We start from the raw sequence: 25,957 nt of genomic DNA on the forward strand, positions 1-25,957 counted from the left end.
CGATTGTACCTACGTTTACGTGCGGTTTTACGCGTTCAAATTTAGCCTTAGCCATGATTGGACCCTTTTAAAACAAAACGGCGGTTAGAAATAATTGAAATTCAGAAGCGCGGAGAGGCTTGAAGAAGTGGTGCTGATACCCAGAATCGAACTGGGGACCTCATCCTTACCAAGGATGCGCTCTACCGCCTGAGCTATATCAGCAACGTTTTTCTGTCTGGAGCGGGCAGCGGGAATCGAACCCGCATCATCAGCTTGGAAGGCTGAGGTAATAGCCATTATACGATGCCCGCGGCCTACTCGTAGCTATTCATCCTGACGAAGATGGTGGAGGGGGAAGGATTCGAACCTTCGAAGGCAGTGCCGGCAGATTTACAGTCTGATCCCTTTGGCCACTCGGGAACCCCTCCACTAATGGTGCCGCTTATCCGAGTCGAACGGATGACCTACTGATTACAAGTCAGTTGCTCTACCAACTGAGCTAAAGCGGCTACGTCAGTGGGTGCGAATTCTAGAGGAATGACCTAGCCCACGCAACAGGAAAAAATAAAAAAGCTTAATTTTCTTGGTTAAGTGTTCAATAAGCGTACAAAACACTTAGTTATTGTCGATAAAGCGAGCTAAGCCGTAAAAGATCAGCTTTGGCTCAAGCAACACCGCATTGTTATTCAGTTGCTGCTGAATAAAAGCACCATCTCCGCCGGTCAACACAACACGTTCAATCCGCTGTAGCTGAATAGCCTGCTGTACGGCCCCCAGCACAGCCGCCTTGGCTCCTTCGGCAACAGCTGCAGTGGTTGAGGTAGCAGGCAGCAGTGATTGCAACGACATTGTAGCCGCCTCAACCTGAGCTGTGGCCGACACCAGAATGCGTTGTTGAGTTTGTAATCCGGCCAGGATCCATCCCCCGGTGTGCTGGCCATCCGCATCAAGCCAATCCATGGTGACCGCTGTCCCCGCATCTATAACCAATAACCTTTGTTTGGGGTACAGTGCAGCCGCCCCCAACAGAGCCAACCAGCGGTCTACTCCCAACTTTTCCGGCTGTTGATAACTGTTGCTGATACCAAAGGCCTGAGCACTGCTGCGCAACCAGCGAACCGGCATTGTTGCAGGTAACAAAGTCCGCAACTGCTGCCGCTGTTCTGCCGATGCAACAGAACCAATCAGGGCTTGTTTAATGGATTGCCAGTCTGTCGGGGTCAGCTCAGATAACACAACATCGGTAAAGACCCCCTCTTTATATAGGCAGGCTTTAGTCCGGCTATTGCCCTGGTCAATCAGCAGGTGCATGCTCTATCCTCCGCAGGCTTAACTCGCCGCCATAATGACTCTGTCGCTGTCCGTCGCTTTCCAATAGCAAAGCTCCCCGCTCATCCACTCCGCAACAAAGGCCCTGAACCTGTTGTTTCGCCGAACTCAGCTGCACCCATTGCCCGGCAAACAGATCCCGGCGACTGAATTCAGCAGCAAAAGGCGCAAAACCGGTGTCTGCAAAAAACAGCAACTGACTGACCAGCTGCTTTTGCAGCGCGACCACCAATTGGTTGCGGTCCGGTCGTTGCTCCAGCACAGAGTGTAAAGAGGTAAAAGGTTGATCAATCTGCGCAGCTGAAACAGACGGCATGCTGATATTCAGACCAAGACCAATGACTGCGTCACATTGGGAATGGCTTTGTCCAGCCAGTTCCACCAGAATGCCGCCCAGTTTTTTGCCATCCAGATAGATATCGTTTGGCCATTTCAGCTGCACAGGCAATTGGAATAATTGTTCCAATGTCTTAGCCACAGCCACCCCAATCACCAGGCTCAGGCCCATTGCTGCCTGAATGCCCTGCTCCAGCGGCCAGTACATCGAAAAATACAGGTTGGCACCAAAAGGGGAAATCCAGTTTTTGCCACGCCGGCCCCGACCTGCCGTCTGCGCTTCAGCTACCAGGACAGTGCCCGCGTCCAGACTCTGACCATCACTGAGCTTCTGCAGCAGCTGGTTATTGGTCGAATCCGTCACAGACTGCACCCAAACCGGCGCATTCCACTGTTGTTGCTGTTTAATCAGTGCCGCATCAAGCAATTGCAAAGGTTCAGCCAAGCGGTAACCTTTGCCTTTTATTTTGTATAAATCCAGCCCATAGCCTTCCAGCTGAACCAAGTGTTTGGCAATGGCGGCACGACTGATGCCCAATTGCTGGCCCAGCCATTCACCTGAGCAAATTTCGCCGTCCGCCAGATAAAGCACCAGTTGACGTTGGATAGCTAAACTATGCGCCAGCACTTTGCTCATAAGCCCATTAACCGCACTTCAGGTTCCAGCCAGACAGCAAACTGTTGCTGCACCTGATGCTGAATGACACTCACCAGTTGCGTTAACTCAGTTGCCGTCCCACGCCCCCGGTTCACCAACACCAGCGCCTGTTTTTCGTAGCAGGCAATATCGCCTATGCCTTTGCCTTTAAAACCTGCCTGCTCCATCAGCCAGCCCGCCGCCACTTTCACTTGCCCATCAGCCTGAGGGTAAGCCGGGACTGCCGGGTACTGCTGTTTCAGCCGCGCAAAGTCCTGTGGACTCAACACCGGGTTTTTAAAGAAGCTGCCGCAGTTTGCCAGTTGTGCCGGGTCCGGCAATTTGCTTTGCCGCACCGCGATCACCGCCTGCATCACCTGGCTGACCGAACTTTCGGCAGTCAGCAATTCCAGCCCTTTGTAGCCGGTCACGGCTCGGCCCTGGCTCTGTAGTTTAAGCCCCACAGCCACGATCAGGCCCCGACCGGCCAATTCGGTTTTAAAAATGCTGTCGCGGTACCCAAAACGGCAGTCGGCTTTGTTCAGGCGCCTCACAGACTTCTGTTGCCAGTCAAAGAAATCTACATAATCACAACAGTCCGCCAGCTCAACGCCATAAGCACCAATATTCTGCACAGGTGCAGCGCCTACTGACCCCGGAATGAGCGCCAGGTTTTCCAGCCCCCACCAGCCTTGCGCCACAGTCCATTGCACTAATTGGTGCCAGTTGTACCCGGCGTCTATATGCAGCAGGATGCTACCGTCATCAGCCCGGCGGACCTGCTTTTCTGCGGCCAGATAGCGCAACACAGGCTGTGCCATATCCTGCAAAAAAATGGTGTTACTGCCTTCACCCAATACATAAGGGCAATGGGGTAAATCCAGCTGAGCGAGTTCGCTCAGGCTGTCACATTGGTACAGATCAGCCAGCACTGCAGGTAACGCAAAGGTGGAATACGAGGCGGCGGACACCTGGGTCAGATGGTGCATACAAATCCGGATCAGACTATTTAGCCGCTATTGTACTGTGCTTCACCAGAGCGACCAAGCCGGATGGCGGATTTTCACCGACCGTCTTGCTGGTGACCAGGCTCCGCCTGTGGCATTATCCGACACAGGTCTTACCAGATAGAGGGCACATCCATGCCACATGCTACCTTGATCAAAGTCCGGGGTTATCACCTGGACGTATACCAACATGTCAACAATGCCCGGTACCTGGAGTTTCTGGAAGAAGCCCGCTGGGATTACCTTGAAGCCGTGGGCGATATTGAACATTTCGAACAACTGGGGCTGGCATGGGTCATTGTGAATATCAACATCAATTACCGGGCTCAGGCCACCATGGGCCATCAGCTACGCATTGATACTGCGTTTACTCAAATCAATGGCAAAAGCGCTGTCATTAAGCAAAAAATCTGGCTGCACGGCACAGACACCCTGGTCGCTGATGCCGACATTACATTTGTGTGCCTGGATAAAAAGACCGGCCGGGCCGTGCAGATTGACGGACCACTCAAAGAGCGTTTGGCCGCCCGTCTGGAATCATTCTGATCCTGTATGAAGCCATTACCAAGCCGCCAAAAGCCTGTTTTGGGTCAAACTGCTTTTTGAAGTTGAGTCCGGCAGTCAAAGTTGTCAGGCTGTCGATTTTGGAGGTTAAAGATGCACAGTATTGAATGGGCTGATTTTGAACGAATCGAGCTGCTGGCCGGAACTATCATCGAGGTGCAGGAATTCCCTGAAGCCCGCAGACCGGCCTGGAAACTGAAAGTGGACTTTGGCCCGGACCTGGGCATCCGCCAGTCCAGCGCCCAAATCACGGCGCTTTACAGCAAAGAACAGTTGCTGGGAAAACAAGTGATGGGTGTAGTGAATTTTCCGGTGAAACAGATTGGCCCTTTCCGCTCTGAATGTCTGATCACAGGTTTTTACCGGGACGACGGCGCCGTGGTACTGGCGGTACCCGACCAGTCGGTGCCCAACGGCGCTAAACTGGGCTAGTTCGCAGCCCGTGCTGCCAGGCAGCCCGTTTTTCTGCCCGGCTGACGCTGGCGTGGGCCGGGCTGGTGGATGGCAGTTTAACCAACTCAACCAAATTGGACAGCCGCGGCTGATGCTTGTTCAGCAAAGTCCAGGCGGTGCCGCCGTTGACACAAATTCGCTGAATACTTGGGTGTTGCTGCACCAACTCAATAATAGGGTTGCACAACACGGATTGTTTGCGGATAGCACTGTCCAGGCTGCCCTGTCGTTCACAATGCGCCAGCACATCCCATAACGCAATGCCTCTGCTGGTCAATTGCTGGTAACGCTGCGCAAAATCATCACACAACGCAAACTGCAGAATGTCAGCCAGCAAAGGCCAGAACAGATTGCGTGGGTGAGCGTAATAACGCTGTGCTTCCAATGACGCCACACCCGGCATAGACCCCAGGATCAACAGCTTTGGCTCAGCACCAAGCACTGGCGCCATACTCTGCACCAAGGTGGTTGTTACCACTGCACACCACGACTGAGCTCAGTCGCTTTTTGTCTGGCCAGTTGCGCCTGCAGCAACTCTCCTTCCTGTTCAGCACAATATGCCAGGGCTGCATACAACAGTGCGTCCTGTTGATGGTCGCGCAACCAATGCTGGATTTGTTTACGTAACTGATTCACCTGGCGTTTTAAAGGAATTTGTTTCAGTACAGGCCAGCTGTCGGCTAAATCTTTGAAGGACAAATGATCCACCAGCAATGCTTCTGCTTTTTCTGCTTGCCCCTGCCGGGCCAGCGCCCACACCTGCCCCAGCACAGCAGCCATCGACTTCCGTTCTTTGGCCGGCAATTGCTGCCAATAGTCTGAGTCCGTACTGAAGGCCCCTTTGTCAGCCAGCTGCACTATGGCATCAGGGTACAGCTGATAACGCAGTTGCTGCCACTGAGCTTTACTACACCAGTGTTGCTCCAGTGCGACAGGAACCTGATTCAGGGCGCCTGCCGCCTGGCCCGACATCAATAAGGCTTTAAAATACAGTGGCGCCAATAGCTCCGTTGCTTCGGCTGTCATCGCCGGTTGCAGCAATGCCAGAGCCTCTGATGCCTGCTGCTGACGCAGCAACAAATCAGCTTTCACATAAATGCTGCTGGCAGAATCATCCTCCAACCACTGTGCCAGTTGCATAGCCTTGTCCGGGTGGCCAGCCTGATAAGCGGCATAACAGGCCATCTGGCGACGCAGCTCAGAAAAATCGCTGAAAGCCTCGGCCTGATCAAAAGCCAGCTCGGCTTGTTCAAAACGCCCGGCCGCCAAGGCCAGCGCAGCCCGCTCAAACGCCTGACGGGCTTTACGTTGCCGACGGCGGCGAAACGGGTGCCAGTTCCAACGGCGCAACGCCAGCAGCGGTTTGAGCAAAGACCACAGCAGCCAGAGTCCAAACAGCACCAGCAGCAGGATCAGCGCCAAGCCGACAAGCGTAGTTTCGATGGTCCATCCACCCAGCACCAGCATCAGGTAACCCGGGTTTTGCATCAGTACCGGACCAAACCATAACACTCCACACAGCAGCAGTACCAATAACAACAGACGGATCATAGGCGTTTCTCCGTCAGATCCAGCTCGTTCAGCACTTCGGCACTGTGCAGCCGTGCAGGCACGGGCAACACAACAGACAAGCCGGATAAATGCGTCAGGCGCTCAGCACTCTGTTGCACCAGCGGATCCGCAGCACGGAAATAACGCTGCAGCGTGTCCATCGCCTGTTGCAACGCAGACTGGTAAGGTTCATTTTGGTATTTCAACGCAGCCAGCTCAGCCAGCAGCAACTGCTGCGTCAGGGTATTGCGTAAACTCAGCTGTTGTTCAGCAGACAGCACTGCCACATCTTCTGGTGCTGTCGGACGCACCTGCACCAGCGTGGCCCAAAACAGATCCCACTGTTGCCAGAAACGCCCCTGCCAGTCTTGCGCTTGTACCTGTTCAGTGGCTTGCTGCAAGGCATATTCGGATTGACGCAGTGGCAGACTGAGGATCTGTTGACGCAACTGTGTCAGCTCCAGCTGAATGCTGCCGAGCTGCGGCAGCGGCTGTTGTTGCAAAGCCTGTATGTCGGCCACCAAAGCCTGACGCAGGGGCATAAAAGCCGGGTCCTGCACTGTGCTTAACTGCTGTTCGGCGCCGGTTAGCAGACGTACCGCAGCTGGAATATCCTGCTCCAGCCAGATTTTTTGTCCGGCCAGCTGTACCAGTTGCTGACTTTGCCATAACAACCAGGCGGTACTGCTGCTCAGCTGCTTTTGCTGATCCTGCTGCAGCGCCCGCAGTTGTTCCTGCTGTTGTTGCAGTTGGACTGAAGCCTGACTGAGCTGAGTCTGCAGACTGGCCAGTTGTTGTTCCAGTTTTTGGCTGATGACCTGCTGCTGTTGTTGCACAGTACTCAGGCTTTGTTGTTGCTGTTCGCTCAGTTGCTGCTGACGCTGCTGTAAACCCGACCATTGTGGCCAGAGCCAATACAAGGCTGCTGACACCACCCCAACCAGCAACAGGTTTAACACCATCGACAACCAGGCCACCAGGTTACCTGGTTTTTTTTCTGTTGTTTTTTCTGGAGTGTGTTCAGCCTGTAATGGTTCAGACATGCCTGCTTCCTCTTAACTGGCAAATGCTGTCCAGCAATGCCTGGTCATTGGCATTGGCGGACAGAAAAATACGCTGTTCAGGTACACCCAGATCCAGGGCCGCGTCACGCATGCGCGGGCTGACCATAATCCACTGTCGGGAGCACAACCAGGCATGGCCTTCGGTTGGGATCAACTGAAACAGCAATTGCAAAATTTCGTTACTGGTCACCACGATACATTGGATCTGCTGCTGGCGCCACTGCACCAGCAAGCTCTGCCCATCCAGTGGTAACGGCACTCTTTTGTAACTCTGCAGGTAACTGACTTTGGCACCTCGCGCCAATAAGCCTTTTTTTATCAGCTCACGCCCGGCATTGCCCCGCACCACCACCAGATGTTTACCAGCCACATCCTGCAAGGCTGGCAACGCCAACAAGCCCTCACTGCGCTGGTCTTGTGGAAACTGCACCTCCCGGCCAGCACATTTTTGCAATAAAGACCCTGTGGTACTGCCCACAGCGTACAAAGGTGCGGTTAATTCGCGGCAATCCAGTTGCTGCTGCAAGCAACTGACGGCACTGACACTGACAAAAATAATGCCATCAGCCTGCTGTAATATCGGTAGCGCCTTCGTTTTTAATGGCACCATTTGGGTGGTGATCAAAGGTTGATACAGGTAAGGCAGCATTAATTCGTCCAGGCTGGCCAGCAACTGATCGGCCTTGCCGGCAGGCCGGGTGATCAGCACCGGCCACTCCTGAATAGTGCTCATGGCTTAAGCCTGCTGATACACAGAACTTAAAATCTGGTCAGCACCCAGCGCCAGCAGTTGCTGCGCCAGCTGCTCACCCAAGACTTCTGCATCTGCCACTGCACCACGCACTTCAGAACGCAGGATCTGCGAGCCATCCAGTTGGCCAACCAAACCCCGCAACCACAGCTGGTTTTGTTCAATCAGTGCAAAAGCACCAATAGGCACCTGACAACCGCCTTGCAACCGGCGGTTCATCGCCCGTTCGGCCAGCACACAAATGCGGGTGTCCAGATGCTCCAGTGGCGCCAGCAATTGGTGTACCCAAGGATCATCTGTGCGGCACTCAATACCAACAGCGCCCTGACCATTGGCAGGCAAGCTGGTTTCGACGTCCAAATAACTGGCAATACGCTGGATAAAACCCAGCCTGATTAAACCGGCAGACGCCAGAATGATCGCGTCGAATTCACCGGCATCCAGCTTGGCCAACCTGGTGTTCACATTGCCACGCAGGTCACGGATTTGCAGATCGGGACGTAAGGCTTTCAACTGGCACTGGCGGCGTAAGCTGGAAGTGCCCACCACGGCGCCTTGCGGCAGTTGTTCTAAAGCGGCATAGCTGTTGGACACAAAAGCATCCCGGGGATCTTCACGCTGGCAAATGGTATGCAGCATCAGGCCTTGCGGGAATTCGACCGGCACATCTTTCATACTGTGCACGGCAATATCAGCACGGCCTTCCAGCATGGCGGTTTCCAGCTCTTTGACAAACAGACCTTTGCCACCAATTTTGGCCAGCGGCGTATCCAGAATTTTATCGCCTTGGGTCGACATAGGCACCAATTCCACCTGTAAATCAGGGTGAGCTTGTTCTAACGCGGTTTTGACGTAATTGGCCTGCCATAAGGCCAGGGCACTTTTGCGGGTGGCAATGCGCAGTATCTGCATGCTGAACTCCTTGGCTCCGGCCAGCTAAGACCGGGGTACGGCTGAAAAAACGCCGCTAGTATAGCCCTTATCACCCATTCAGGCTGTAAGAAAACAGTAGTTTTTGCTTTGGTCCCACAATTTCCAGCCGCCAGTCACGCAGCTCAGCCGGGTAAAACTTCTTCTTACTCCAGGTCCGCCAATAAGGCAATTTAACCGGCAGCGCCACAGTGGTCATCAGCTTATTTTTGTAATACCAACGGTGTTCAATCTGCTGACCGGCCAGCCCCACCACTTCGGTATACAAAAAGAGCTCTGTGGCGTGCTCCAGCCGGACTGGCAAAGACAGTTGCCGCGCCGCCGGGCCAGGTTTGTCGGCAGTGAGCACCACTTTACGCAGCACACCCTGGGCGGCGGAAAACAGCGGTGCTACGGCCGGTGCCGTTTGAAAAGCCGGCGCTGGTGTGATCTGAGGTGGTGCAGGCTGGGATGCTTTCATTTCTGCAGGCTCTGGCCCCTTCAGCCTGGATGCTGCAGACAACTCCAGGGAGATGTGCTGCGGTCCTGTAGCACCAACCGCATCCCTGTTGTGCGTCTGAGCGGGTTGTGCAGCCAATGCAGAGGTGGCGACTGGCACATCAGTGCTGTCGGCAGCGTCCGGCCATAACCACCAGAATGGCAACAGCACCAGTACGGCAGCCCCCAGAATACGGTGCCATAACCACTGGTATTCGGGTGCAGCCTGAATACCAGGTTGGCTGGAACCGGCCTGAGCCCTCAGTTGCAGCCGCACCACCACTTTGCCTTCTGACATGCTGCTAATCCGGCTGCGTCAACAGATGTTGCTGAATAAAGCGGCTTAAGTCGCCAATTTGCTGCGGGCAAACACTATGACCCATGCGGTATTCAGACCACTGCACAGCAAAACCTGCATGTTTTAATGCAGCAAAGGCCGCCTGCCCGGCACTGTAAGGCACCACTTCATCATGAGTCCCATGATTGACCAGCACCGGCGTGCGTTGGTTAAAGACCGTTTTTTCGTCATTGAGTTTTTGCGGCACCGCCATATAAGTCGACAACGCCATCACAGCGGCAATTTTATAAGGCAAACGCGGTAATAAATGCAGCGCGATCACGCCGCCCTGACTGAAACCAGCCAACAAGATTTTTTCAGCCGGAATGCCCTGGCTTATCAGCATCTCGATCAGTTGAGTGACGGCGGCCGCCGACTCCCGCACACCGCTTTCGTCGGCTCTGTCATTTAAGTCCCAGGTTTTAATATCGTACCAGCCACGCATCTGGTAGCCGTTATTGATAGTAATAGGCCGCACCGGCGCGTGTGGGAATACAAAACGAATGCCGTGGCCTTGTGGTAAACGCAGCTCTGGCACTATAGGGGCAAAGCCGTCACCAGAGTCACCCAGACCATGTAACCAGACCACAGCTGCTGTCACCGGACCTTGAGGTTTGACATCAACAAAAGGTAACAACTTCATCTTAGCTTCCCGTCAGCACCACAGTCTGTTCAGCCTGTTTACTGAACGCATCTGACAACAAGGCCCAAAATTCGGAGCCAAAGCGGTTATCAATCCACTGGCCGTCATGCCATTCAAAGTGATGGCCGTTAAATTTGGTCGCCACCCACAACTGGTGCAGAGGTGGCTGCTTGTTGATAATAATTTTGCTGCCATTTGGAAAGCTGATACTGAGCAACCCGCCATGGGATTCATAATCCAGGTCTAAATCCAAGCCTTCGATGGCCTCTTCCACCGCCAGCAACACCTGATCGGTCAGTTCATCGTATTCCACGTCATTCATTGGGTTCACCTGTTTGCTTTTACCAATAAGGATGCGATTATAGAGCTCAAAATAATTAATGAAATAAAAAACCATGAACACAAAGCGACAAACTCAGCTGGGGCTGGGCCTTGCCTGCCTGTTGCTGGTTGCCTGTGGCCAGAAAGGCCCCCTGACGTTACCCAAAAAAGCGCCAACCACGCCACCTCCTGCTGAAACGGCGGTGAGCCCTGAACATTCTGATTCTCAGAAGGATTAGTCACTTTGGATTTTTTTAATTACCAGAATAATGAGCTGTTTGCCGAACAGGTTTCTTTAAGTGCTATTGCCACTCAGTTTGGCAGCCCGACTTATGTTTATTCCCGAGCCACCATTGAGCGCCACTACAAAGCCTTTGCTGAAGCAGCCCAAGGCCGGGAGTCGCTGGTCTGTTATGCGGTGAAAGCCAACAGCAATATTGCGCTGTTAAACCTGCTGGCCAGATTGGGCAGTGGTTTTGATATTGTGTCCGAAGGTGAATTGCGCCGCGTGTTGCAGGCAGGTGGCGACCCGGCCAAAGTGGTGTTTTCCGGCGTGGGTAAAACAGAGACTGAAATTGAGTTTGCGCTGAATACCGGTATTAAGTGTTTTAATGTGGAGTCCAGCGCAGAGCTGGACCGCATTCAGCAGGTGGCACAGCGCCTGAATAAAGTGGCGCCCATTTCATTGCGGGTGAATCCGGATATAGACGCCAAAACCCACCCTTATATTTCTACCGGCCTCAAAGCCAATAAGTTTGGTATTGATATTAATGATGCCTTCAGCATTTACCAGCGCGCTGCCAGCTACTCGCACCTGACACTTTGTGGTGTCGATTGCCATATCGGCTCCCAGCTGACCGAAACTCAACCCTTTCTGGAAGCGCTGGACAAGTTACTGGCGTTAATCGACAGGCTGGCCGCCGCTGGTATTGAGCTGAGTCATATTGATATTGGTGGGGGGCTGGGTGTGCCTTATAACGGCGAAACCCCACCGCATCCGTCTGAATACGCCGCCGAAGTAGTCAAACGTCTGGCCGCTTACCCGCATTTAACCCTGGTGTTTGAACCGGGCCGCGCCATTATGGCCAATGCCGGCGTACTGCTGACCAAAGTCGAGTATTTAAAACCAGGCCAGGAAAAACACTTTGCTATCGTAGACGCTGCGATGAACGACCTGATCCGCCCTGCGCTTTACAGCGCCTGGCAAGCCATTATTCCTGTGCTGCAAAAGCCAGCATTGGCGTCACGCTTATACGATGTGGTGGGCCCGGTCTGCGAAACCGGCGATTTCTTAGGAAAAGACCGCGAGCTGGCGGTGGAGCCTGGTGATTTACTGGTGGTGCGTTCTGCCGGTGCTTATGGCTTTACCATGAGTTCAAATTACAACAGCAGACCCAGAGCCGCCGAAGTGTTGGTGGATGGCGACCAGGTACACCTGATCCGCGCCCGCGAACAATGGGCTGACCTGTGGCGTGGCGAGCAACTGGTACCCTGATATGTATGACACCAGATCCAGAGATAAAAACCGCACTTTGCTGCATTTTTCCAAAATGCATGGGCTGGGCAATGACTTTATGATGGTCGACGCCGTCAGTCAGAATGTGTTTTTAACCAAAGAGCAGATCAAACAACTGGCCGACCGTAACTTTGGCATTGGCTTTGACCAGTTACTGATGGTGGAACCGCCTTATGATCCGGATCTGGACTTCCATTACCGAATCTTTAACGCCGACGGTTCTGAAGTGGAGCAATGTGGCAATGGCGCCCGCTGTTTTGCCCGTTTTGTCCGCCTGAAAGGTTTGACCAATAAACACAAAATTAATGTCAGCACCAAATCTGGCAAAATTACGCTGTACATAGAGCAAGATGGTCAGGTGACGGTTAATATGGGCGTGCCACAATTTGAACCGGCCCGGGTGCCCTTTAAGGCACAAAAGCAGGAACTGAACTACCTGCTGCACGCGGCCGATGCCACCACCCTCTGCGGAGTGGTCTCTATGGGCAACCCGCATGCGGTGATCCTGGTGGACGACGTACAAACAGCCCCGGTGAAACAGTGGGGCCCGGTGTTTGAGCACCACGAACGTTTCCCTGAGCGCGCCAATATCGGTTTTATGCAGGTGCTGAACCCAGGCCATGTCAAACTGCGGGTCTGGGAACGTGGCGCAGGTGAAACCCTGGCCTGTGGCACCGGTGCCTGTGCTGCCGCAGTGATCGGCCAGATGCAAAAGAAACTTGGCGCCCAGGTGCGGGTGGATTTGCCAGGTGGCAGCCTGCAAATCCGCTGGCAAGGACCAGGCCAGCCGGTCAAAATGACCGGCCCGGCAGAACATGTATTTGATGGACAATTGTATTTATGAGTGACAGCCCTCTGGCCACTGAATTAATAGACGCCAGCCTGGTGCTGGACTACCTGCAGGATCACCCGGAGTTTTTTCTGGAACACCCTGAACTGCTGGGCAAACTGCGCTTGCCCCATCAGCAACGGGGGGTCGTCTCTTTGGTGGAGCGGCAACAAGAACTGCAGCGTGACAAAATCCGCGCACTGGAAGACGATATTACCCGGCTGATGGGCATAGCCCGGCAGAACGAGCTGATTTTTTACGCGCTGAACCAACTGCATCTGCAGTTGCTCAGCCAGCCAAAACTGGGGTTAGTTGCGGCGCTGCAGCAGTTTGTTAATGCGATGCCTTATGTGCAGCGTGCTGAACTGCTGAATTTAACCTCTGGCCCTCATCACGCTGCGCTGCCCTTATTGCTGCAGCGGCGCCTCAATGCCAAAGGCTATTATTTCGGCCGCCTGAATAAAGATGAACAACAAGCCTTGTTTGACCAAAGCATTCATTCGGTCGCACTGATGAAAGTCGATATCAGTCCAACTCAAAGTTACCTGCTGGCCTTTGGCAGTGAGTCAGACGAACATTTCCAGCCAGGCATGGACACCCTGTTTCTCGACCATCTGGCCAAACTGGCCAAAGTGGTACTGAGCCATGGCGTCGAGCCCTGCTAAACAAGCAGCGGCTGACGCGCCGTGCCTCAGCCCCTTGCTCAGCGAATTTTTGGCCTACGTGCGGTATGAACGGGGGTTCAGCCTAAAAACCCTGCAAAGCTACCAGCTGCAGTTGCAGGCTGTCAGCAGTCAGCTGAACAACCCGGACTGGTGCAGCCTGACCGAAACCCAACTGCAACAGCATATTTCTTCTTGCCGAAAAAGCCTGAAACCCCGTAGTCTGGCGCTGCGTGTAGCGGCCCTGCGCAGCTTCTACCGTTATCTGCAGCTGCAGGGCCAAGTGAACACCAACCCAGCTTTGTACCTGCAGGTGCCAAAATTCGATAAACCCCTGCCGAAAAACCTCGATGTCGACCAGTTGCAACAGCTGCTGGATGTCGACACCAGCGATGACCTGCTGGCGTGCCGTGACAAAGCCATGCTGGAACTGTTTTATTCGTCCGGTTTGCGGTTGGACGAGCTGGTCAGCGCCAACCTGCAGGATATTGACTGGACAGAAGCGCTGATCCGGGTGCGCGGTAAAGGCAGCAAAGAACGCATTTTGCCTGTGGGCCGGCTGGCGATGCAGGCACTGCGTGACTGGCTGAGCCAACGTGCTGCGTTGGTCAGTGCCGATGAACCCGCACTTTTTGTCAGCAAACTGAAACGCCGTATCAGTCACCGCCAGGTACAGCAACGGGTCAAGCTCTGGTCACAGCAGCAGGGGCTGAACCAACACTTGCACCCACATATGTTAAGGCACTCCTTTGCCAGCCATCTGCTCGAATCCAGCTCCGACCTTCGTGCCGTACAGGAGCTGCTTGGCCACGCCAGCCTGAGCAGCACCCAGGTCTATACCCACCTCGACTTTGGGCAACTGGCCAAAGTGTATGACCAGGCCCATCCCAGAGCGAAAAAGAAAGACTAAGCACCTGCCTTAGTTTTGTTGCATCAGCGAAGCCACACTCTGTCCTAACAGCAACGACTCAATCAGTGCATGGGCTGACACCGGGCTGGTGGCTTTTAACTGCCGGACAAAATCCATCGAGCTGGCCGGGGTTTTCGGGTAACCATGTTGCTGCCAGAGTTGCCGCAAAGCCGCCGTAATTCGTTGATCACCCAGTTCAGCCCGCAACCGGGCAAACACCAGAGTGGCACGGGAATACTGATCATAAGATTCATCCGAGTCGATTAAAGATGAAGGCTGTGACTTACTGCGCGCCTGGGCCCGGGCAAAGCGCTCTTTTTCATAGTCCACCAGCGCCAACATCGCATCCCGGCCAAAGTGCTGCTCCATCAGCACCAGCTCGACATACTTGGCCAAAGACTCCACCAAAAAAGCCCCATCACCAGGCACACCATTGCCCATATCATGGCCAAACCACTGGTGGGCGGTTTCATGCACAGCGCGTCGATACACCTGACTAAAGCCCGCATCAGGTGCTGGTGTTGCCCGCATTCCTAGGCTGTGATTGATCAGCACCAACTGAGGTAAGGCATAACCCGTGCCGCCGGAATCCAGCTCCGGCATGCTGATCAGCGACAATACCTCGCCACGATAAGGGCTGATCTGTTGTTCGAACCAGCTTAAAGTCTGTTGCATGGCCAGCATGCTTAGCTCTGTGGACTGATTCTGTTCGGGTGCAAAAATTTGCAGCAGCACTTTGCCATGCTGAAGCTGCTTCGCTTGCCATGGCACCACCACAAAAGCGCTGATAGCACGGATAGGCGAACTGGTTTTATAGTGAAAAAAGCTGCGACCATGCTGCTGCCATTGTTTGATTAAAGCACCCTGCGCTATAGCCTGCTGGCCAACAGGTACTGAAATCACTGACTCCATGTTGACCCATTGATAGGCCGCATGTTCAGTGGAAGCTTCAGAAGGCTTCGGCTCTGTCAGTTCAGGCAGGCCATATTTCACTCTGCTGCTGTTGTCTCTGATCCGGTATTCAGGCACAAAACCCACCACAGGAAACAAAGGCACAGAACGCAAATAGCTGAAACCAGGGCGGATCAACTGGTGCATTACCACAGGCCAAAGCCCTGTTTGCTTTAGCTGCAATAACACAGTTAACTGTGCCTGTTGTCCCGGTAACAACGGCGTATTCAAGCTAAATTCCCTTTGCCCCAGCTGCCTATTTTCGTGGCTCAGTTTCGCCCCGGTCAGTTCAATGTGTTGCAGCGGGTAAGCCCAATGTTGCCCCACCAACACCTGCTGAATGGGCTCTGTCGTTTTGTTGCTTAAAGTCAGTACCAGTTTTAACCGGGCGCTGTATTCTGCTGGTTCAAAATCCACTTCAGAATACACAGCAGTCACCACAGGCTGAGGTTTCTGTTGCCAGTGTTGATACACTGTTTCGTAGTCGGCCCGCCATTGCAGGCGTTGGCCCGAGTGCATTAAAGGTTGTTCTGCAGCCAACTGCTGGTGCAGCCACCAGCCTTGCCAGCTCACCCCCGACACGAATAACAACACAACAGAGATAAGGGTGGGCCTGAGTGTGGTGCGCAAAACAGGACCACTAAAACCTGTACCTCTGTGATACAAAGCCACAGCACATACCAAAGCAATTAACACCAGCACAAACCAGAACAACATAAAAGGCCAAAAACCGGCACTGCTGCTTTGATACCCCCACAACTCATCTGCCGCATGCAAAGGCGTGTTGAACAGCAACCACAATGGATGCTCCAACCCAAGCATGGCGGGCAATGGCGACATAAACAGCGCCAGCACCACAACAATCAGCAGCAACGCCAACAATGGATGGCGACACAGGCTATGTATTGACACAAACAGCAGCATCAACAACCAGAGCGGAAGAAACTGATAACCCGCCTGTAGCAGATACTCAGACCATAACAAAGGTGCAGATGTAAACAGCAGCTGCGCCGCCATCACAGCCAACAGCATCAGAGCGATAAAAACAGACAACAGTACAGTCAGGCATAACAACTGGCTGAACAACAGCACCCGCCCTGATACCAGGGTACTGGCAATCAGCTCGTGCATATCACAGCTTTTATTCAGCCAGCTTAGTTTGCTGCTCCAGAACACCAGCAGCAAAATACCAAGACGGGGTACCAGATCCCACATCACCCGGTTTAACGCGTCACGGCTGGTTGGGGTCAGCACCGACATCACTTCAGCATAATCCACCCCTGACACCACTTCGCTAAAGGCTAAAGCAGTCAACCCAACCAAGCTCAGCCAGCTGCCGGGATGACACATTAACTGGCGGATATTAAGTGTTGTGAGGTGCCATAAAGCATAAAAAGCTGAGTGTTGTGCAGGCTCAGCCCCAAAAAAACGGGTTGTAACAGCAGAATGTTCAGCGGGAGCAATGACAGGCTTCACAGCAGTTGTGGCTGCTGCATCTGACATTTTTATCCGTAGCGAACACCAGCACAGCAGGGCGCAGGCGCACAGCAGCACCAATCGGTTCAGCATAAAAGCCAGATCCAGCTGCAGGTGCTGTTGGCCCGTCATAAATTGTTGTATCAGCGGAGTAATGCCATACCAATCGCCATACAACATCAGTTGCCACAACCAGGGCGCCACAATCTGACTATTGGCCATTAAAGGTGAACCCGTGGCGGCCGCCAAAGCCATATAACCAGCCCACAACAACAAAGTTGCTCCATAAAGCAAAATAGCAGAACCAAATTTTAAGCTAAGCCATAACTGCAGCAGGCACAGCAGCACTACCGCGGGCGCATACTGCAACAGAAAAATGGCCAGAAAAGTTGTGATCAACTGCAGGTCAAAAGGCACGGCGTCCAGCCGCCATAAGCCAAAAAGCACAATGCCAGATAACAACAAAGTGACCACTATACACAGCGACATCAACCCCAGAGCTCTGCTCATACACCAGCTAAAATGGCTCACTGGTGTCGCCCTTATTAGCTCCGTCATACCACTTTGCTGTTCACGTAAAAAAGCCAGAGGTGCTAAAGCGCCTGCCAGCAGCGGCAGCACCAGCATGGCGACAGCAGAACAGGCAAACAGCAGTTGTTTGAGCGGGTTTTGTTCAGTGCTGGAACCATTGGTGAGCAGAAAAACAAAAGCGCAGCTCAGCACCACAGCCAGCCAGCACAAAGGCTGACGTAAATAAAACTTCAGTTCATTCACAAGCAAAGGCCAGATCATTGCTGTGCCTCCCTATGCTGCAACAACTCCAGAAAATATCTGTCCTGCAAATTGGCGACAGTGCTTTGAAAAAGTGGTTGTGGCTGTTGATGATAAAAACGCTGCAGTAACACTCCTCGCTGATAAGTGCTGCTCAATACAAGGGATGAAGCTGGCAATACGGTGTTGTCGCCATAAGCCAGCCATACCTTGCCCTGCAGCGGTTGGATCAACGCTTCGGTCTGCCCTTGCACCAGAATTCGTCCGGCCTGCAAAATGGCCACTTGTGAGCAGAGCTGCTCTATATCGTCCACTATATGAGTCGACAACAAGACCAAACGGTTTTTACTGACGCCAACCAGCAGATTATACAAACGCTGCCGCTCTTCTGGATCTAAACCTGCTGTGGGTTCATCCAGAATGATAAGGGCCGGATCGCCCAACAAAGCCTGGGCTATACCAAAACGTTGGCGCATACCCCCGGAAAAGTTTGCCACTGCTTTGTGGGCAAAGGCTGTTAAGTTGGTCAGCTCCAGTAGCTGGTTTATTTGCTGCTGGCGGCATGCCTTATTAACAACACCTTTCAAAATAGCTATATGCTCCAGCAAAGCACGGCAGGACATATGTGGATAAACACCAAATTGCTGGGGCAAATAACCCAGCTGCCGCCTTAGCTCTGTAGGTTGTTGCCGCAGATCCATCGCATCAAACCACAACTCGCCGCTGTCGGGTTGCTGCAAAGTAGCTATAGTGCGTAGCAAGGACGATTTACCAGCCCCATTTGGCCCCAATAAGCCAAACATGCCGGTACCGGCACTCAGCTGAAGTTGCTGCAGTGCTGCAGTGCCGTCTGGGTAAGTCTTGCATAAACCTTTGATTTCTAACATCACAACCCCATCCTGTACCATTCATTTCAGCACAGGCTAGAGGTTTCAACGGCGACAGCTCAACCAGCAAATGATCAGACAACCAAAGCAGATGACCAAGGCAAATTTCAGCTGTGTTTAACCCTGAAAATCACTTTCATCAGTCAAAACCAAGGTTTTGTCAGTGGACGGGTGACAAGGTGAGTCAGTACAGGCAACATTGCACGCAGAGTATTATTGCCGAAACAACGATGAAGCAGGCGTTCAAACTCAAAACTTTATTGCCGCTGCTGCCAGTATTGCTTGCATTATGCTGGTCGGTCTGGAGTTTGCTGCAAAACGAACAGCAGGCCAGTTGGAGCCGTTGTGCTTTTTTGTCTGGCCAGTTACTTGTGGAGCTATCACCTCTGTTGCTGGCGCAATGGCTGCTCAGCACATTGCAGCAACAGGTGCGGCTTTGGTTGCTGTGGCTTGTTGTTATGCTGCTGTATCCACTGCTTAGTATCACCCTCAGAGCAGAAAATTCAGTGCTGTTACTGGATCTAAGCTGCTGGTTGATTGCTTTCTGCGGCAGCTTTTTGTATTGGTTGGAGCTGTGGTATCAGTCGAAACTCTCACCTGCCAGTCACCCAAGCTGGTTGCAAAAACTCTGGTCACTGGATACAGCCGTGATCCTGCTGCTGACAGGATGGGCGCTGTTTCTGGCCCTGTTGCTTGGTTCACACCAGGACCCTTTGGCAAACCAGCCAGTGCCGATGCAGGTCAATCTTGACAGACTGCTAAGTTACCCTTTTGAATTTATTGGTTATCTGCTGCAGTTTGGCCTGATTGCCAGCCTGATGTATGGCTACTATTGGCTGAACCGCTACTGGCTAATCCGCCGTTTGCTGGCACTACATGGCTTGTTGCCTTTTGTGCTAAGCAGCCTTTGTTTGTTGCTGCTCAGTTATCCACTGCTGGCCAGTTTATTGTTGTATCTGCCCATCAACAGCTATGAAGTGACAGTGCTGGCGTCAGGCAACCATAATGTGTTCGACTGGTACAACTTTAAATTTGTGCTGGGGATCTGGCTGGTCAGTACACCGTTAATACTGGCCTTTGACCGGCAACAGCAGGAAAAAAATCTGGCGCAAATTCAGCACAGACAAGTTCAGACTGAACTCTTATTGCTGCAACAACAGATCAATCCTCATTTTTTATTTAATACCCTGAACAACCTGTATGCACTTTGCCTGATGCAGTCTGCTGATGCGCCAAAGCTGATTTTGCGATTGGCCGATTTATTACGTTATGTGGTGTATCAGGGAAACCAGCGACAGGTGACCTTGCAGCAGGAGATCAGTTACCTGCAGGATTATCTGGCCTTACAGCAGTTGCGGGTGAGTCACAGAACTACACTGACTCTGCAGCTGCCGGAACAGGCGGAACTTTATCAATTGCCACCACTGCTGCTGATTATGCTGGTGGAAAACGCCTATAAGCATGGCGTGGAAAACAACATCGCCCCCAGCCAGCTCCATATCCAACTGCAGTTACAGAACCAACACCTGCAATTTATCTGCGAAAACACCGTGCCGGCACAATCCAACCTGACCACAACAGGCATAGGGCTGGCGAATCTGCGCCGCCGCCTGCAGTTGCATTACGACCAGAGCTTCACCTTGCACAGCACACCATCAGAGTTTGGCTGGTGTGCAACACTGACCATTCCCTTGGAGGGCGCCCGGTGCTAAAACTGCTTATCGTTGACGACGAACCTTTGGCGCATCAGGTGATTAGCCACCTCTGCCTGGCCCACTCTGATATTGAAATCGCCGGCCATTGTTACAGTGCAGCTGAGGCCTTAACCATTTTGGCCAGACAACGGGTGGATGTGCTGGTGCTGGATATTCAGATGCCGGTACTGACGGGCCTGGATATGCTCAGAGTGATGCAGAAAAAACCAGCGGTGATTCTCTGCAGCGCCTATCAACAGTATGCACTGGATGGTTTTGATTTGGATGTGGCGGATTACCTGCTCAAACCTGTCAGTGCTGAACGTTTTTCTTTGGCTTTGCAGAAAATCAGACGCAGACTGTTACAGCCGCAGCAGCCCACCTCCATCGTATTAAAAGTAGAACGGGCCCAACGCCGGTTTCTGCTGACCGATATCTGTTGTTTTGAAGCCTATGGTAATTATGTAAAGGTGTGGCAGGGCCAACAGATGGTGCTGGTTAATTCAACCTTGAAACAAGTGTATGACGACGTTGCTGCCGCAGGTTTTGTCCAGGTGCATAAATCGTTTTTGGTCAATAAACAGCATGTGATCAGCCAGGACTGTACTGCAATTCAGCTGTCCAACCAAAGGCAAATCAAAGTGGGATCTACCTATAGAGCCCAGCTCACCAGGTTGCTCTGACAGCCCGTTCGCTTTGGTGAGGCTGTACAGGGTAAACTGCACCTTATCACCAGTAAAAACGAATGAAATGATGCACTGTTACAAAGCGCTGCAACCTTTTACCGCCTTGTCTTTTGATTTGGATGACACCTTGTACCACAACGATGTGGTCATTGAGCAGGCAGAATTGGCAATGCAACACCGACTGCTTCAGCTGCTGCCGCAGTTTGGTGCTATTGAGCCGGGCTTTTGGTGGCAGCAACGGAAAGCGCTGGCGGCGGAGCAACCTGAAGTGCGGCATGATGTCAGCCGCTGGCGTTTGTTGGGGCTGGAGCGTGGATTGTATCAGCTTGGTTTACCACAGTGCGAGGCCGATGAAATAGCCGAACTGGCGTTTCATGCGTTTTATCAGCAGCGCAGCAATTTCGAAGTGCCACAATCCAGTCATCAGCTGTTGGCCGCTTTCGCAGAAAAATATCCGCTGGTGTCCATGACCAACGGCAATGCAGACCTTCACCGCCTTGGCATTGCCCGCTATTTTCAACACAACTTACGCGCAGGGCCGGATGGGCGGATGAAACCTTTCCCGGATTTGTTTCGCAAAGCCTGCCAGCTACTGACTATTCAGCCTTCGCAGTTATTGCATATTGGAGATAACGCCAAAGCCGATGTCTCAGGTGCTCTCAATGCCGGTTGCCAGGCAGTCTGGCTGCAACACCCAGGCCAACAGACAGGCATACTGCCGCAGATCCGGATCTCTACCTTGGACCAGCTGCAACTGCTGTTATAATGCTGCAAATTTTTTGACGGGCAGGCGAATGGACGTTTCTTATTTACTGGATGGCTTAAACGATAAACAACGGGATGCGGTGGCCGCACCACCCCAGCATATGCTGGTGCTGGCCGGTGCAGGTTCGGGCAAAACCCGGGTTCTGGTGCACCGTTTAGCCTGGCTGATGCAGGTGGAAAGGGTGGCCCCTTACAGCCTGCTGGCCGTAACCTTCACCAACAAAGCCTCTCAGGAAATGCGCGCCCGTATTGAACAAACCATTGGCGTCAGCCTGAATAATTTGTGGATGGGTACCTTCCACGGTTTATCACACCGGATGCTGCGGGCCCATTACCAGGAAGCTCAGCTGCCGCAGGGTTTTCAGATCATCGACTCAGACGATCAGTACCGTCTGGTGCGCCGGGTGCTGAAATCCCTGAATCTGGATGAAAAACACTGGCCCCCCAAACAGGCGCAGTGGTTTATCAATGCCCGTAAAGATGAAGGCCAGCGTCCTGGCATGATCGACGCCCACGGCGATTACAGCCTGCAAACCATGCTGAAGATTTATGCCGCCTATCAGGACATGTGTGACCGTGCCGGTTTAGTCGATTTTGCCGAAATATTGCTGCGCAGCTTCGAGTTGCTGCAAAAGCAGCCACAGGTGCGGGCCCATTATCAGCAGCGTTTCCGCCATATTCTGGTCGACGAGTTTCAGGACACCAACGCCATCCAGTACCAGTGGTTGCGTTTACTGGCCGGGCCGGATGCCAAAGTGATGATTGTCGGTGACGATGATCAGTCCATTTATGGCTGGCGTGGTGCCCGTGTCGAAAATATCCAGCAGTTCCTGCGGGATTACCCGGAGCCTGTGACCATCCGGCTGGAGCAGAACTACCGTTCTACCGGTACTATTCTCAAAGCCGCCAATTCGGTGATAGCCCATAACTCTGAACGTATGGGCAAAGATCTCTGGACGGATGGCGACCAGGGTGAAGCCATTTCGTTGTACACCGCTTTTAATGAACTGGATGAAGCGCGTTTTATTGTTGGCCGTATTGGTGCCTGGCGCCGCGAAGGCGGCAAGCTGATAGAAACCGCTGTGCTGTATCGCAACAACGCCCAATCGCGGGTATTGGAAGAAGCCCTTATTCAGGAAGGCATTAATTACCGGATTTACGGTGGCTTGCGCTTCTATGAACGCCAGGAAATTAAAGACGCTTTGGCGTACCTGCGTTTGCTGAATAACCGTCAGGATGACGCGGCTCTGGAGCGTATTATCAATACGCCTGTGCGTGGCATTGGTGACACCACAATGGACAAAGTGCGGGAGCAGGCGCGCCGCCTGCAACTGACCTTATGGCAAACCTTGCAGCAGATGCTGGCCAATAAAGAATTAACCGGCCGCGCTGCCAATGCAGTGAATGCTTTTGTGCAGCTGATTGAGCAAATGGATGCTGACAGCAAACACCTGGCGTTGGACGAACAGGCTGACCATGTGATCCAGATCTCCGGCCTGATGGCGATGTACAAAGCCGAAAAAGGCGAAAAGGCCGAAACCCGGGTGGAAAACTTAAATGAGCTGATCAATGCCTGTGCTAATGCCACTTACGTCAATACCGAAGAAATGACGCCATTGGCGGCTTTTTTATCGCAGGCAGCTTTAGAGGCCGGGGAATATCAGGCGGAAGAACACTCAGATGCAGTCCAGCTGATGACCTTACACAGTGCCAAAGGGCTGGAATTTCCGCTGGTGTTTGTCTGCGGTATGGAAGAAGGCATGTTTCCCAGCCAGCAAAGCAGTGATGAATCAGGCCGGCTCGAAGAAGAACGCCGGCTTTGTTATGTCGGCATGACCCGCGCCATGCAAAAGTTGTATTTAACCCATGCCGAAAGCCGTCGTTTGTATGGCCAGGAGCAATACAACAGACCGTCCCGCTTTTTGCGGGAAATCCCGGCCGACTGTATTGAAGAAATTCGCCTGACCGCCACAGTGACCAAACCCACTCAGTTCAGCCGTTTCAGTAATGCGGCGAGCCACAGTGCTTTTGAAAATACCGGCTTTAAACTGGGCCAACGGGTGCAACACGACAAATTTGGTGAAGGCACAGTGCTGAATTACGAAGGCACAGGTGCGCAGTCGCGCATTCAGGTGAACTTTGATCAACTCGGCAGTAAATGGCTGGTTACCGCCTATGCCCGTTTGCAGCCTATAGCCTGATGGACCTGCAGTGGCTGCTGGACGCACAACAAGGCTACGAGCAAGCCGGTTGGCGCTTGCCTTTGTGGTGCAGCGGCAGCCCGGAGTTTTTATCCTCTGTCTGTGCAGCTGTTGTACAGCAGGCCAACGGAAAAAGCCTTTACTGGCTTGGTACGGATGCACCTGAAGGCAGTATCCAGCTGAAAGCCCAGCAAAAGCAGCTTTGGCTAGGCACTGAATGTGATCTGCTGATTATTAATGCCCAGCAGGAAACCGACTGGGATTTAGTCGCCGCCAGTGCAGGTTGTTTGCGTGCCGGGGGTCTTTGGCTGTTGCTGACTCCGTTGGAACCGCAATGGACAACACAGCCAAATCCAGCTAATAAACGGGTATTGTCGTACCCGTTGGATGCAAAAGTACAAAATGGGCGTTTCCAGAAGTTCTTTATGCAAAGGCTGTCGGCGGAATTTTGCGGGCGCTGGCAAGAACATCAATTACCACAACTACCCACTTTTACTGACCAGCCCAGAGTTTCGCTGCAATCCGCCACTTTTCCATATAAAACCACAGATCAGCAACTGGCTGTTGAGGCTATCCATAAGGTACTTTCTGGTCATAGACGGCGACCTTTGCTGCTGACGGCTCACAGGGGGCGGGGCAAATCAACAGCTTTAGGTTTAGCGGCAGCGCAACTGATCCAACAAGGCAAAACGCAGCTACTGCTGACAGGGCCTTCACCTCAATCAGTACAGCGAGTCTTTAAAACTGTGGCAGAGCGGTTGAACCTGCCCTATCAGTCTAGGCAACAACAGATTGCTCAAGGTGCCCTGCAGTTTTATCCGCTTGACGCTTTGTTACAACATCAACCTAAAGCTAGTTTGTTACTGGTCGATGAAGCAGCAGCCATTCCAACCCCACTTTTAGAGCAATTGAATCAGCTTTATAGCCGGGTGGTTTTCAGTAGCACTGAACATGGTTATGAAGGCACAGGTCGCGGCTTTGCGCTGAAGTTCCGCCAGTATTTGCAGGCGCAACCTGCAGGTTTCAGGGAAGTAAAACTGCATCAGCCAATACGCTACCAGCAGGATGACCCACTGGAACAACTGATTTTTAATGCCTTTCTACTGCATAGCCCTTCGGTTCAGCCAGAGCTCTGCCTGGACCAACAACCGAGTTTTCATTGTTATAAGTCTGAAGAGTTACTCACCAGACCTGATCTTTTACAGCAATTGTTTCAGTTGCTTAGTCTGGCGCATTACCAGACCGATATTCATGATTTATGGAGCCTGCTCGAACAGCCGCAACTGATTTACAGTCTGCAATCAGGGCCGGTAGTAATAGCTTGCGCGCTGGTCAGTATCGAAGGTGGTTTTAGCCACGAACTAGCAACACAAATAGCCCATGGTCAGCGTCGGGTGCAAGGTCACCTGCTGGCGCAAAGTCTGGCCTACCACTGTTTAAGACCAGATCTGGCACAGCAACAGATGGCCAGAGTGCAACGTATTGTGGTGCACCCATCCTCGCAGCAACAAGGTTTAGGCTCATCCTTATTGGCGCAAGCGAGCGAGGATTTAGCCAGTAAGGTTCTTTATGTGGGAACCAGCTTCGGTGCTACGCCACAACTGGTTGGTTTTTGGCAGAAAGCCGGCTTTCATCCGGTTAAACTGAGTGTTTTTTCCCAACAAGCGAGCGCTGAACAGTCCCTATTGATGTTAAAAGCGCTTCCGCCAGCCCTGCAGGCGGATGTATTGGCATTAAGCCAGGAATTTTCCCAGTTGTTATATTGGCAGTTAGCAGACCAACAACGGGAATTGCCCGCAGAACTTGCAGCGATTTTATGCAAACCTGCGGCGGTCTTATTGACTGCGGCCCAACAGCAGCAGCTATTGCTATTCGCTGACGGATTACGCAGCCTGCCCTTGGTCGAAGCCCTGTTACCTCTTTGGCTGGCTCTATCCATTCAACACTTCCAGCCTAATGAGTTTGTGCTCGTGCTAATCCGCCGTTATTGGCAAAAACACCCTCTGAAATTAAGCCCAGACCAACTGCAACAACTAAAAAGTCTGATTAAACAGAGCCTCGGTTAATTGATATTTCAGCGAAACGCTGGGAATACTTAGACTAGCTCAAAAAATCAGCACGAGCAGTACAGCGCCGTGAACGGCAGAATGCAAAAAGGCCCAATCTTTCGATTGGGCCTTCTGGCTTTATTGGGAGCCTGGCGGTGAACTACTTTGCTCACCCCATC

24 protein-coding genes and 4 tRNA genes are annotated in these 25,957 nt (G+C 52.7%); 11 read left to right on the top strand and 17 right to left on the bottom strand.

Annotated features, from left to right (window positions below):
* Positions 1–128 precede the first annotated feature (128 nt).
* The 7 genes from WKJ03_RS17985 to murB all read right to left on the bottom strand — a co-directional run bounded on the left by WKJ03_RS17985 (position 129) and on the right by murB (position 3,273).
* Positions 129–204, bottom strand: a tRNA-Thr gene (locus WKJ03_RS17985).
* A 14-nt stretch (positions 205–218) separates the two neighbouring features.
* Positions 219–293 (bottom strand) — tRNA-Gly (locus tag WKJ03_RS17990).
* 32 nt (positions 294–325) lie between these two features.
* A tRNA-Tyr gene (locus WKJ03_RS17995) sits at positions 326–410 on the bottom strand.
* Positions 411–415: 5 nt separating this feature from the next.
* Positions 416–491 (bottom strand) — tRNA-Thr (locus WKJ03_RS18000).
* Between the two features lie 106 nt (positions 492–597).
* Complete coding sequence (locus WKJ03_RS18005; RefSeq protein WP_337843631.1) at positions 598–1,293, bottom strand: type III pantothenate kinase; 696 nt, start codon at positions 1,291–1,293, stop codon at positions 598–600.
* Positions 1,277–2,284 carry a bifunctional biotin--[acetyl-CoA-carboxylase] ligase/biotin operon repressor BirA gene (birA, locus tag WKJ03_RS18010; protein WP_337843632.1) on the bottom strand — a complete coding sequence of 336 codons (1,008 nt, stop codon included), beginning with the start codon at positions 2,282–2,284 and terminating at the stop codon, positions 1,277–1,279. The genes WKJ03_RS18005 and birA overlap by 17 nt, the downstream gene beginning before the upstream one ends.
* The gene (murB, locus tag WKJ03_RS18015; RefSeq protein WP_337843633.1) at positions 2,281–3,273 is read right to left on the bottom strand and encodes a UDP-N-acetylmuramate dehydrogenase; all 993 of its coding nucleotides are present in this window, start codon (positions 3,271–3,273) and stop codon (positions 2,281–2,283) included. Before murB ends, birA begins: the two co-directional genes overlap by 4 nt.
* A 153-nt stretch (positions 3,274–3,426) precedes the next feature.
* Between murB and WKJ03_RS18020 the strand changes: the two genes are divergently transcribed.
* Positions 3,427–3,837 carry a thioesterase family protein gene (locus WKJ03_RS18020; protein ID WP_337843634.1) on the top strand — a complete coding sequence of 137 codons (411 nt, stop codon included), beginning with the start codon at positions 3,427–3,429 and terminating at the stop codon, positions 3,835–3,837.
* Positions 3,838–3,948: 111 nt separating this feature from the next.
* The gene (locus tag WKJ03_RS18025) at positions 3,949–4,287 is read left to right on the top strand and encodes a tRNA-binding protein (RefSeq protein ID WP_337843635.1); all 339 of its coding nucleotides are present in this window, start codon (positions 3,949–3,951) and stop codon (positions 4,285–4,287) included.
* Here the strand turns inward: WKJ03_RS18025 and WKJ03_RS18030 are convergent.
* From WKJ03_RS18030 to cyaY, 8 genes are all read right to left on the bottom strand, one after another.
* A complete protein-coding gene (locus WKJ03_RS18030) occupies positions 4,274–4,786 on the bottom strand; it encodes a DNA-deoxyinosine glycosylase (RefSeq protein ID WP_337843636.1) in 513 nt (170 codons plus the stop codon). The two genes, WKJ03_RS18025 and WKJ03_RS18030, sit on opposite strands and share 14 nt — an antisense overlap.
* Positions 4,780–5,859, bottom strand: a complete 1,080-nt coding sequence (locus tag WKJ03_RS18035) for a heme biosynthesis HemY N-terminal domain-containing protein (protein ID WP_337843637.1) — start codon at positions 5,857–5,859, stop codon at positions 4,780–4,782. The genes WKJ03_RS18030 and WKJ03_RS18035 overlap by 7 nt, the downstream gene beginning before the upstream one ends.
* Entirely contained in the window at positions 5,856–6,902 is a 1,047-nt protein-coding gene (locus WKJ03_RS18040) for a uroporphyrinogen-III C-methyltransferase (protein ID WP_337843638.1), read from the bottom strand. Before WKJ03_RS18040 ends, WKJ03_RS18035 begins: the two co-directional genes overlap by 4 nt.
* A complete protein-coding gene (locus tag WKJ03_RS18045; RefSeq protein ID WP_337843639.1) occupies positions 6,895–7,656 on the bottom strand; it encodes a uroporphyrinogen-III synthase in 762 nt (253 codons plus the stop codon). Before WKJ03_RS18045 ends, WKJ03_RS18040 begins: the two co-directional genes overlap by 8 nt.
* A gap of 3 nt (positions 7,657–7,659) precedes the next feature.
* A complete protein-coding gene (hemC, locus tag WKJ03_RS18050) occupies positions 7,660–8,586 on the bottom strand; it encodes a hydroxymethylbilane synthase (protein ID WP_337843640.1) in 927 nt (308 codons plus the stop codon).
* 70 nt (positions 8,587–8,656) lie between these two features.
* A complete protein-coding gene (locus WKJ03_RS18055) occupies positions 8,657–9,379 on the bottom strand; it encodes a DUF2914 domain-containing protein (protein ID WP_337843641.1) in 723 nt (240 codons plus the stop codon).
* Between the two features lie 4 nt (positions 9,380–9,383).
* Positions 9,384–10,061, bottom strand: a complete 678-nt coding sequence (locus WKJ03_RS18060; RefSeq protein ID WP_337843642.1) for an alpha/beta fold hydrolase — start codon at positions 10,059–10,061, stop codon at positions 9,384–9,386.
* A gap of 1 nt (position 10,062) precedes the next feature.
* Positions 10,063–10,383, bottom strand: coding sequence for an iron donor protein CyaY (gene cyaY / locus WKJ03_RS18065; RefSeq protein WP_337843643.1), 321 nt, complete (start codon positions 10,381–10,383; stop codon positions 10,063–10,065).
* 243 nt (positions 10,384–10,626) lie between these two features.
* On the opposite strand from cyaY, the gene lysA reads away from it, so the two are divergent.
* Genes lysA through WKJ03_RS18085 form a run of 4 tightly spaced genes read left to right on the top strand, consistent with a single transcriptional unit; the run spans position 10,627 to position 14,299 of the window.
* The gene (lysA, locus tag WKJ03_RS18070) at positions 10,627–11,877 is read left to right on the top strand and encodes a diaminopimelate decarboxylase (RefSeq protein WP_337843644.1); all 1,251 of its coding nucleotides are present in this window, start codon (positions 10,627–10,629) and stop codon (positions 11,875–11,877) included.
* Position 11,878: 1 nt separating this feature from the next.
* Positions 11,879–12,742 carry a diaminopimelate epimerase gene (gene dapF, locus WKJ03_RS18075; protein ID WP_337843645.1) on the top strand — a complete coding sequence of 288 codons (864 nt, stop codon included), beginning with the start codon at positions 11,879–11,881 and terminating at the stop codon, positions 12,740–12,742.
* On the top strand, positions 12,739–13,392 hold the full coding sequence (locus WKJ03_RS18080; RefSeq protein WP_337843646.1) for a DUF484 family protein: 654 nt from the start codon (positions 12,739–12,741) through the stop codon (positions 13,390–13,392). The genes dapF and WKJ03_RS18080 overlap by 4 nt, the downstream gene beginning before the upstream one ends.
* On the top strand, positions 13,373–14,299 hold the full coding sequence (locus tag WKJ03_RS18085) for a tyrosine recombinase XerC (RefSeq protein ID WP_337843647.1): 927 nt from the start codon (positions 13,373–13,375) through the stop codon (positions 14,297–14,299). The genes WKJ03_RS18080 and WKJ03_RS18085 overlap by 20 nt, the downstream gene beginning before the upstream one ends.
* A 9-nt stretch (positions 14,300–14,308) precedes the next feature.
* Here the strand turns inward: WKJ03_RS18085 and WKJ03_RS18090 are convergent, their stop codons facing one another.
* Entirely contained in the window at positions 14,309–17,518 is a 3,210-nt protein-coding gene (locus tag WKJ03_RS18090) for a M1 family aminopeptidase (protein ID WP_337843648.1), read from the bottom strand.
* Positions 17,515–18,384: an ABC transporter ATP-binding protein gene (locus WKJ03_RS18095; RefSeq protein ID WP_337843649.1), complete on the bottom strand. Its 870-nt coding sequence runs from the start codon at positions 18,382–18,384 to the stop codon at positions 17,515–17,517. Before WKJ03_RS18095 ends, WKJ03_RS18090 begins: the two co-directional genes overlap by 4 nt.
* A gap of 179 nt (positions 18,385–18,563) precedes the next feature.
* Between WKJ03_RS18095 and WKJ03_RS18100 the strand changes: the two genes are divergently transcribed.
* The 5 genes from WKJ03_RS18100 to WKJ03_RS18120 all read left to right on the top strand — a co-directional run bounded on the left by WKJ03_RS18100 (position 18,564) and on the right by WKJ03_RS18120 (position 25,796).
* Entirely contained in the window at positions 18,564–20,096 is a 1,533-nt protein-coding gene (locus tag WKJ03_RS18100) for a histidine kinase (protein WP_337843650.1), read from the top strand.
* Positions 20,090–20,761 (top strand): response regulator transcription factor, encoded by a 672-nt coding sequence (locus tag WKJ03_RS18105; RefSeq protein ID WP_337843651.1) that lies wholly within the window; start codon positions 20,090–20,092, stop codon positions 20,759–20,761. Before WKJ03_RS18100 ends, WKJ03_RS18105 begins: the two co-directional genes overlap by 7 nt.
* A gap of 70 nt (positions 20,762–20,831) precedes the next feature.
* Entirely contained in the window at positions 20,832–21,530 is a 699-nt protein-coding gene (locus WKJ03_RS18110) for an HAD-IA family hydrolase (RefSeq protein ID WP_337843652.1), read from the top strand.
* Positions 21,531–21,558: 28 nt separating this feature from the next.
* Positions 21,559–23,730 carry a DNA helicase II gene (gene uvrD, locus WKJ03_RS18115; RefSeq protein ID WP_337843653.1) on the top strand — a complete coding sequence of 724 codons (2,172 nt, stop codon included), beginning with the start codon at positions 21,559–21,561 and terminating at the stop codon, positions 23,728–23,730.
* A complete protein-coding gene (locus WKJ03_RS18120) occupies positions 23,688–25,796 on the top strand; it encodes a GNAT family N-acetyltransferase (RefSeq protein WP_337843654.1) in 2,109 nt (702 codons plus the stop codon). Before uvrD ends, WKJ03_RS18120 begins: the two co-directional genes overlap by 43 nt.
* Positions 25,797–25,957 lie beyond the last annotated feature (161 nt).

Origin of the sequence: Rheinheimera sp. (assembly GCF_037442525.1) — a bacterium.
Taxonomy (GTDB): domain Bacteria; phylum Pseudomonadota; class Gammaproteobacteria; order Enterobacterales; family Alteromonadaceae; genus Pararheinheimera.

What these genes read in the sequence shown, in the direction of transcription:
- murB (WP_337843633.1), bottom strand. Translation starts at nt 3,273, where the DNA reads ATGCACCATCTGACCCAGGTGTCCGCCGCCTCGTATTCCACCTTTGCG.
- WKJ03_RS18090 (WP_337843648.1), bottom strand. Translation starts at nt 17,518, where the DNA reads ATGATCTGGCCTTTGCTTGTGAATGAACTGAAGTTTTATTTACGTCAG.
- WKJ03_RS18040 (WP_337843638.1), bottom strand. Translation starts at nt 6,902, where the DNA reads ATGTCTGAACCATTACAGGCTGAACACACTCCAGAAAAAACAACAGAA.
- WKJ03_RS18060 (WP_337843642.1), bottom strand. Translation starts at nt 10,061, where the DNA reads ATGAAGTTGTTACCTTTTGTTGATGTCAAACCTCAAGGTCCGGTGACA.
- WKJ03_RS18045 (WP_337843639.1), bottom strand. Translation starts at nt 7,656, where the DNA reads ATGAGCACTATTCAGGAGTGGCCGGTGCTGATCACCCGGCCTGCCGGC.
- dapF (WP_337843645.1), top strand. Translation starts at nt 11,879, where the DNA reads ATGTATGACACCAGATCCAGAGATAAAAACCGCACTTTGCTGCATTTT.
- birA (WP_337843632.1), bottom strand. Translation starts at nt 2,284, where the DNA reads ATGAGCAAAGTGCTGGCGCATAGTTTAGCTATCCAACGTCAACTGGTG.
- WKJ03_RS18110 (WP_337843652.1), top strand. Translation starts at nt 20,832, where the DNA reads ATGCACTGTTACAAAGCGCTGCAACCTTTTACCGCCTTGTCTTTTGAT.
- WKJ03_RS18120 (WP_337843654.1), top strand. Translation starts at nt 23,688, where the DNA reads ATGGCTGGTTACCGCCTATGCCCGTTTGCAGCCTATAGCCTGATGGAC.
- WKJ03_RS18025 (WP_337843635.1), top strand. Translation starts at nt 3,949, where the DNA reads ATGCACAGTATTGAATGGGCTGATTTTGAACGAATCGAGCTGCTGGCC.
- cyaY (WP_337843643.1), bottom strand. Translation starts at nt 10,383, where the DNA reads ATGAATGACGTGGAATACGATGAACTGACCGATCAGGTGTTGCTGGCG.
- WKJ03_RS18085 (WP_337843647.1), top strand. Translation starts at nt 13,373, where the DNA reads ATGGCGTCGAGCCCTGCTAAACAAGCAGCGGCTGACGCGCCGTGCCTC.
- WKJ03_RS18055 (WP_337843641.1), bottom strand. Translation starts at nt 9,379, where the DNA reads ATGTCAGAAGGCAAAGTGGTGGTGCGGCTGCAACTGAGGGCTCAGGCC.
- hemC (WP_337843640.1), bottom strand. Translation starts at nt 8,586, where the DNA reads ATGCAGATACTGCGCATTGCCACCCGCAAAAGTGCCCTGGCCTTATGG.
- WKJ03_RS18020 (WP_337843634.1), top strand. Translation starts at nt 3,427, where the DNA reads ATGCCACATGCTACCTTGATCAAAGTCCGGGGTTATCACCTGGACGTA.
- uvrD (WP_337843653.1), top strand. Translation starts at nt 21,559, where the DNA reads ATGGACGTTTCTTATTTACTGGATGGCTTAAACGATAAACAACGGGAT.
- WKJ03_RS18035 (WP_337843637.1), bottom strand. Translation starts at nt 5,859, where the DNA reads ATGATCCGTCTGTTGTTATTGGTACTGCTGCTGTGTGGAGTGTTATGG.
- WKJ03_RS18005 (WP_337843631.1), bottom strand. Translation starts at nt 1,293, where the DNA reads ATGCACCTGCTGATTGACCAGGGCAATAGCCGGACTAAAGCCTGCCTA.
- WKJ03_RS18080 (WP_337843646.1), top strand. Translation starts at nt 12,739, where the DNA reads ATGAGTGACAGCCCTCTGGCCACTGAATTAATAGACGCCAGCCTGGTG.
- WKJ03_RS18095 (WP_337843649.1), bottom strand. Translation starts at nt 18,384, where the DNA reads ATGTTAGAAATCAAAGGTTTATGCAAGACTTACCCAGACGGCACTGCA.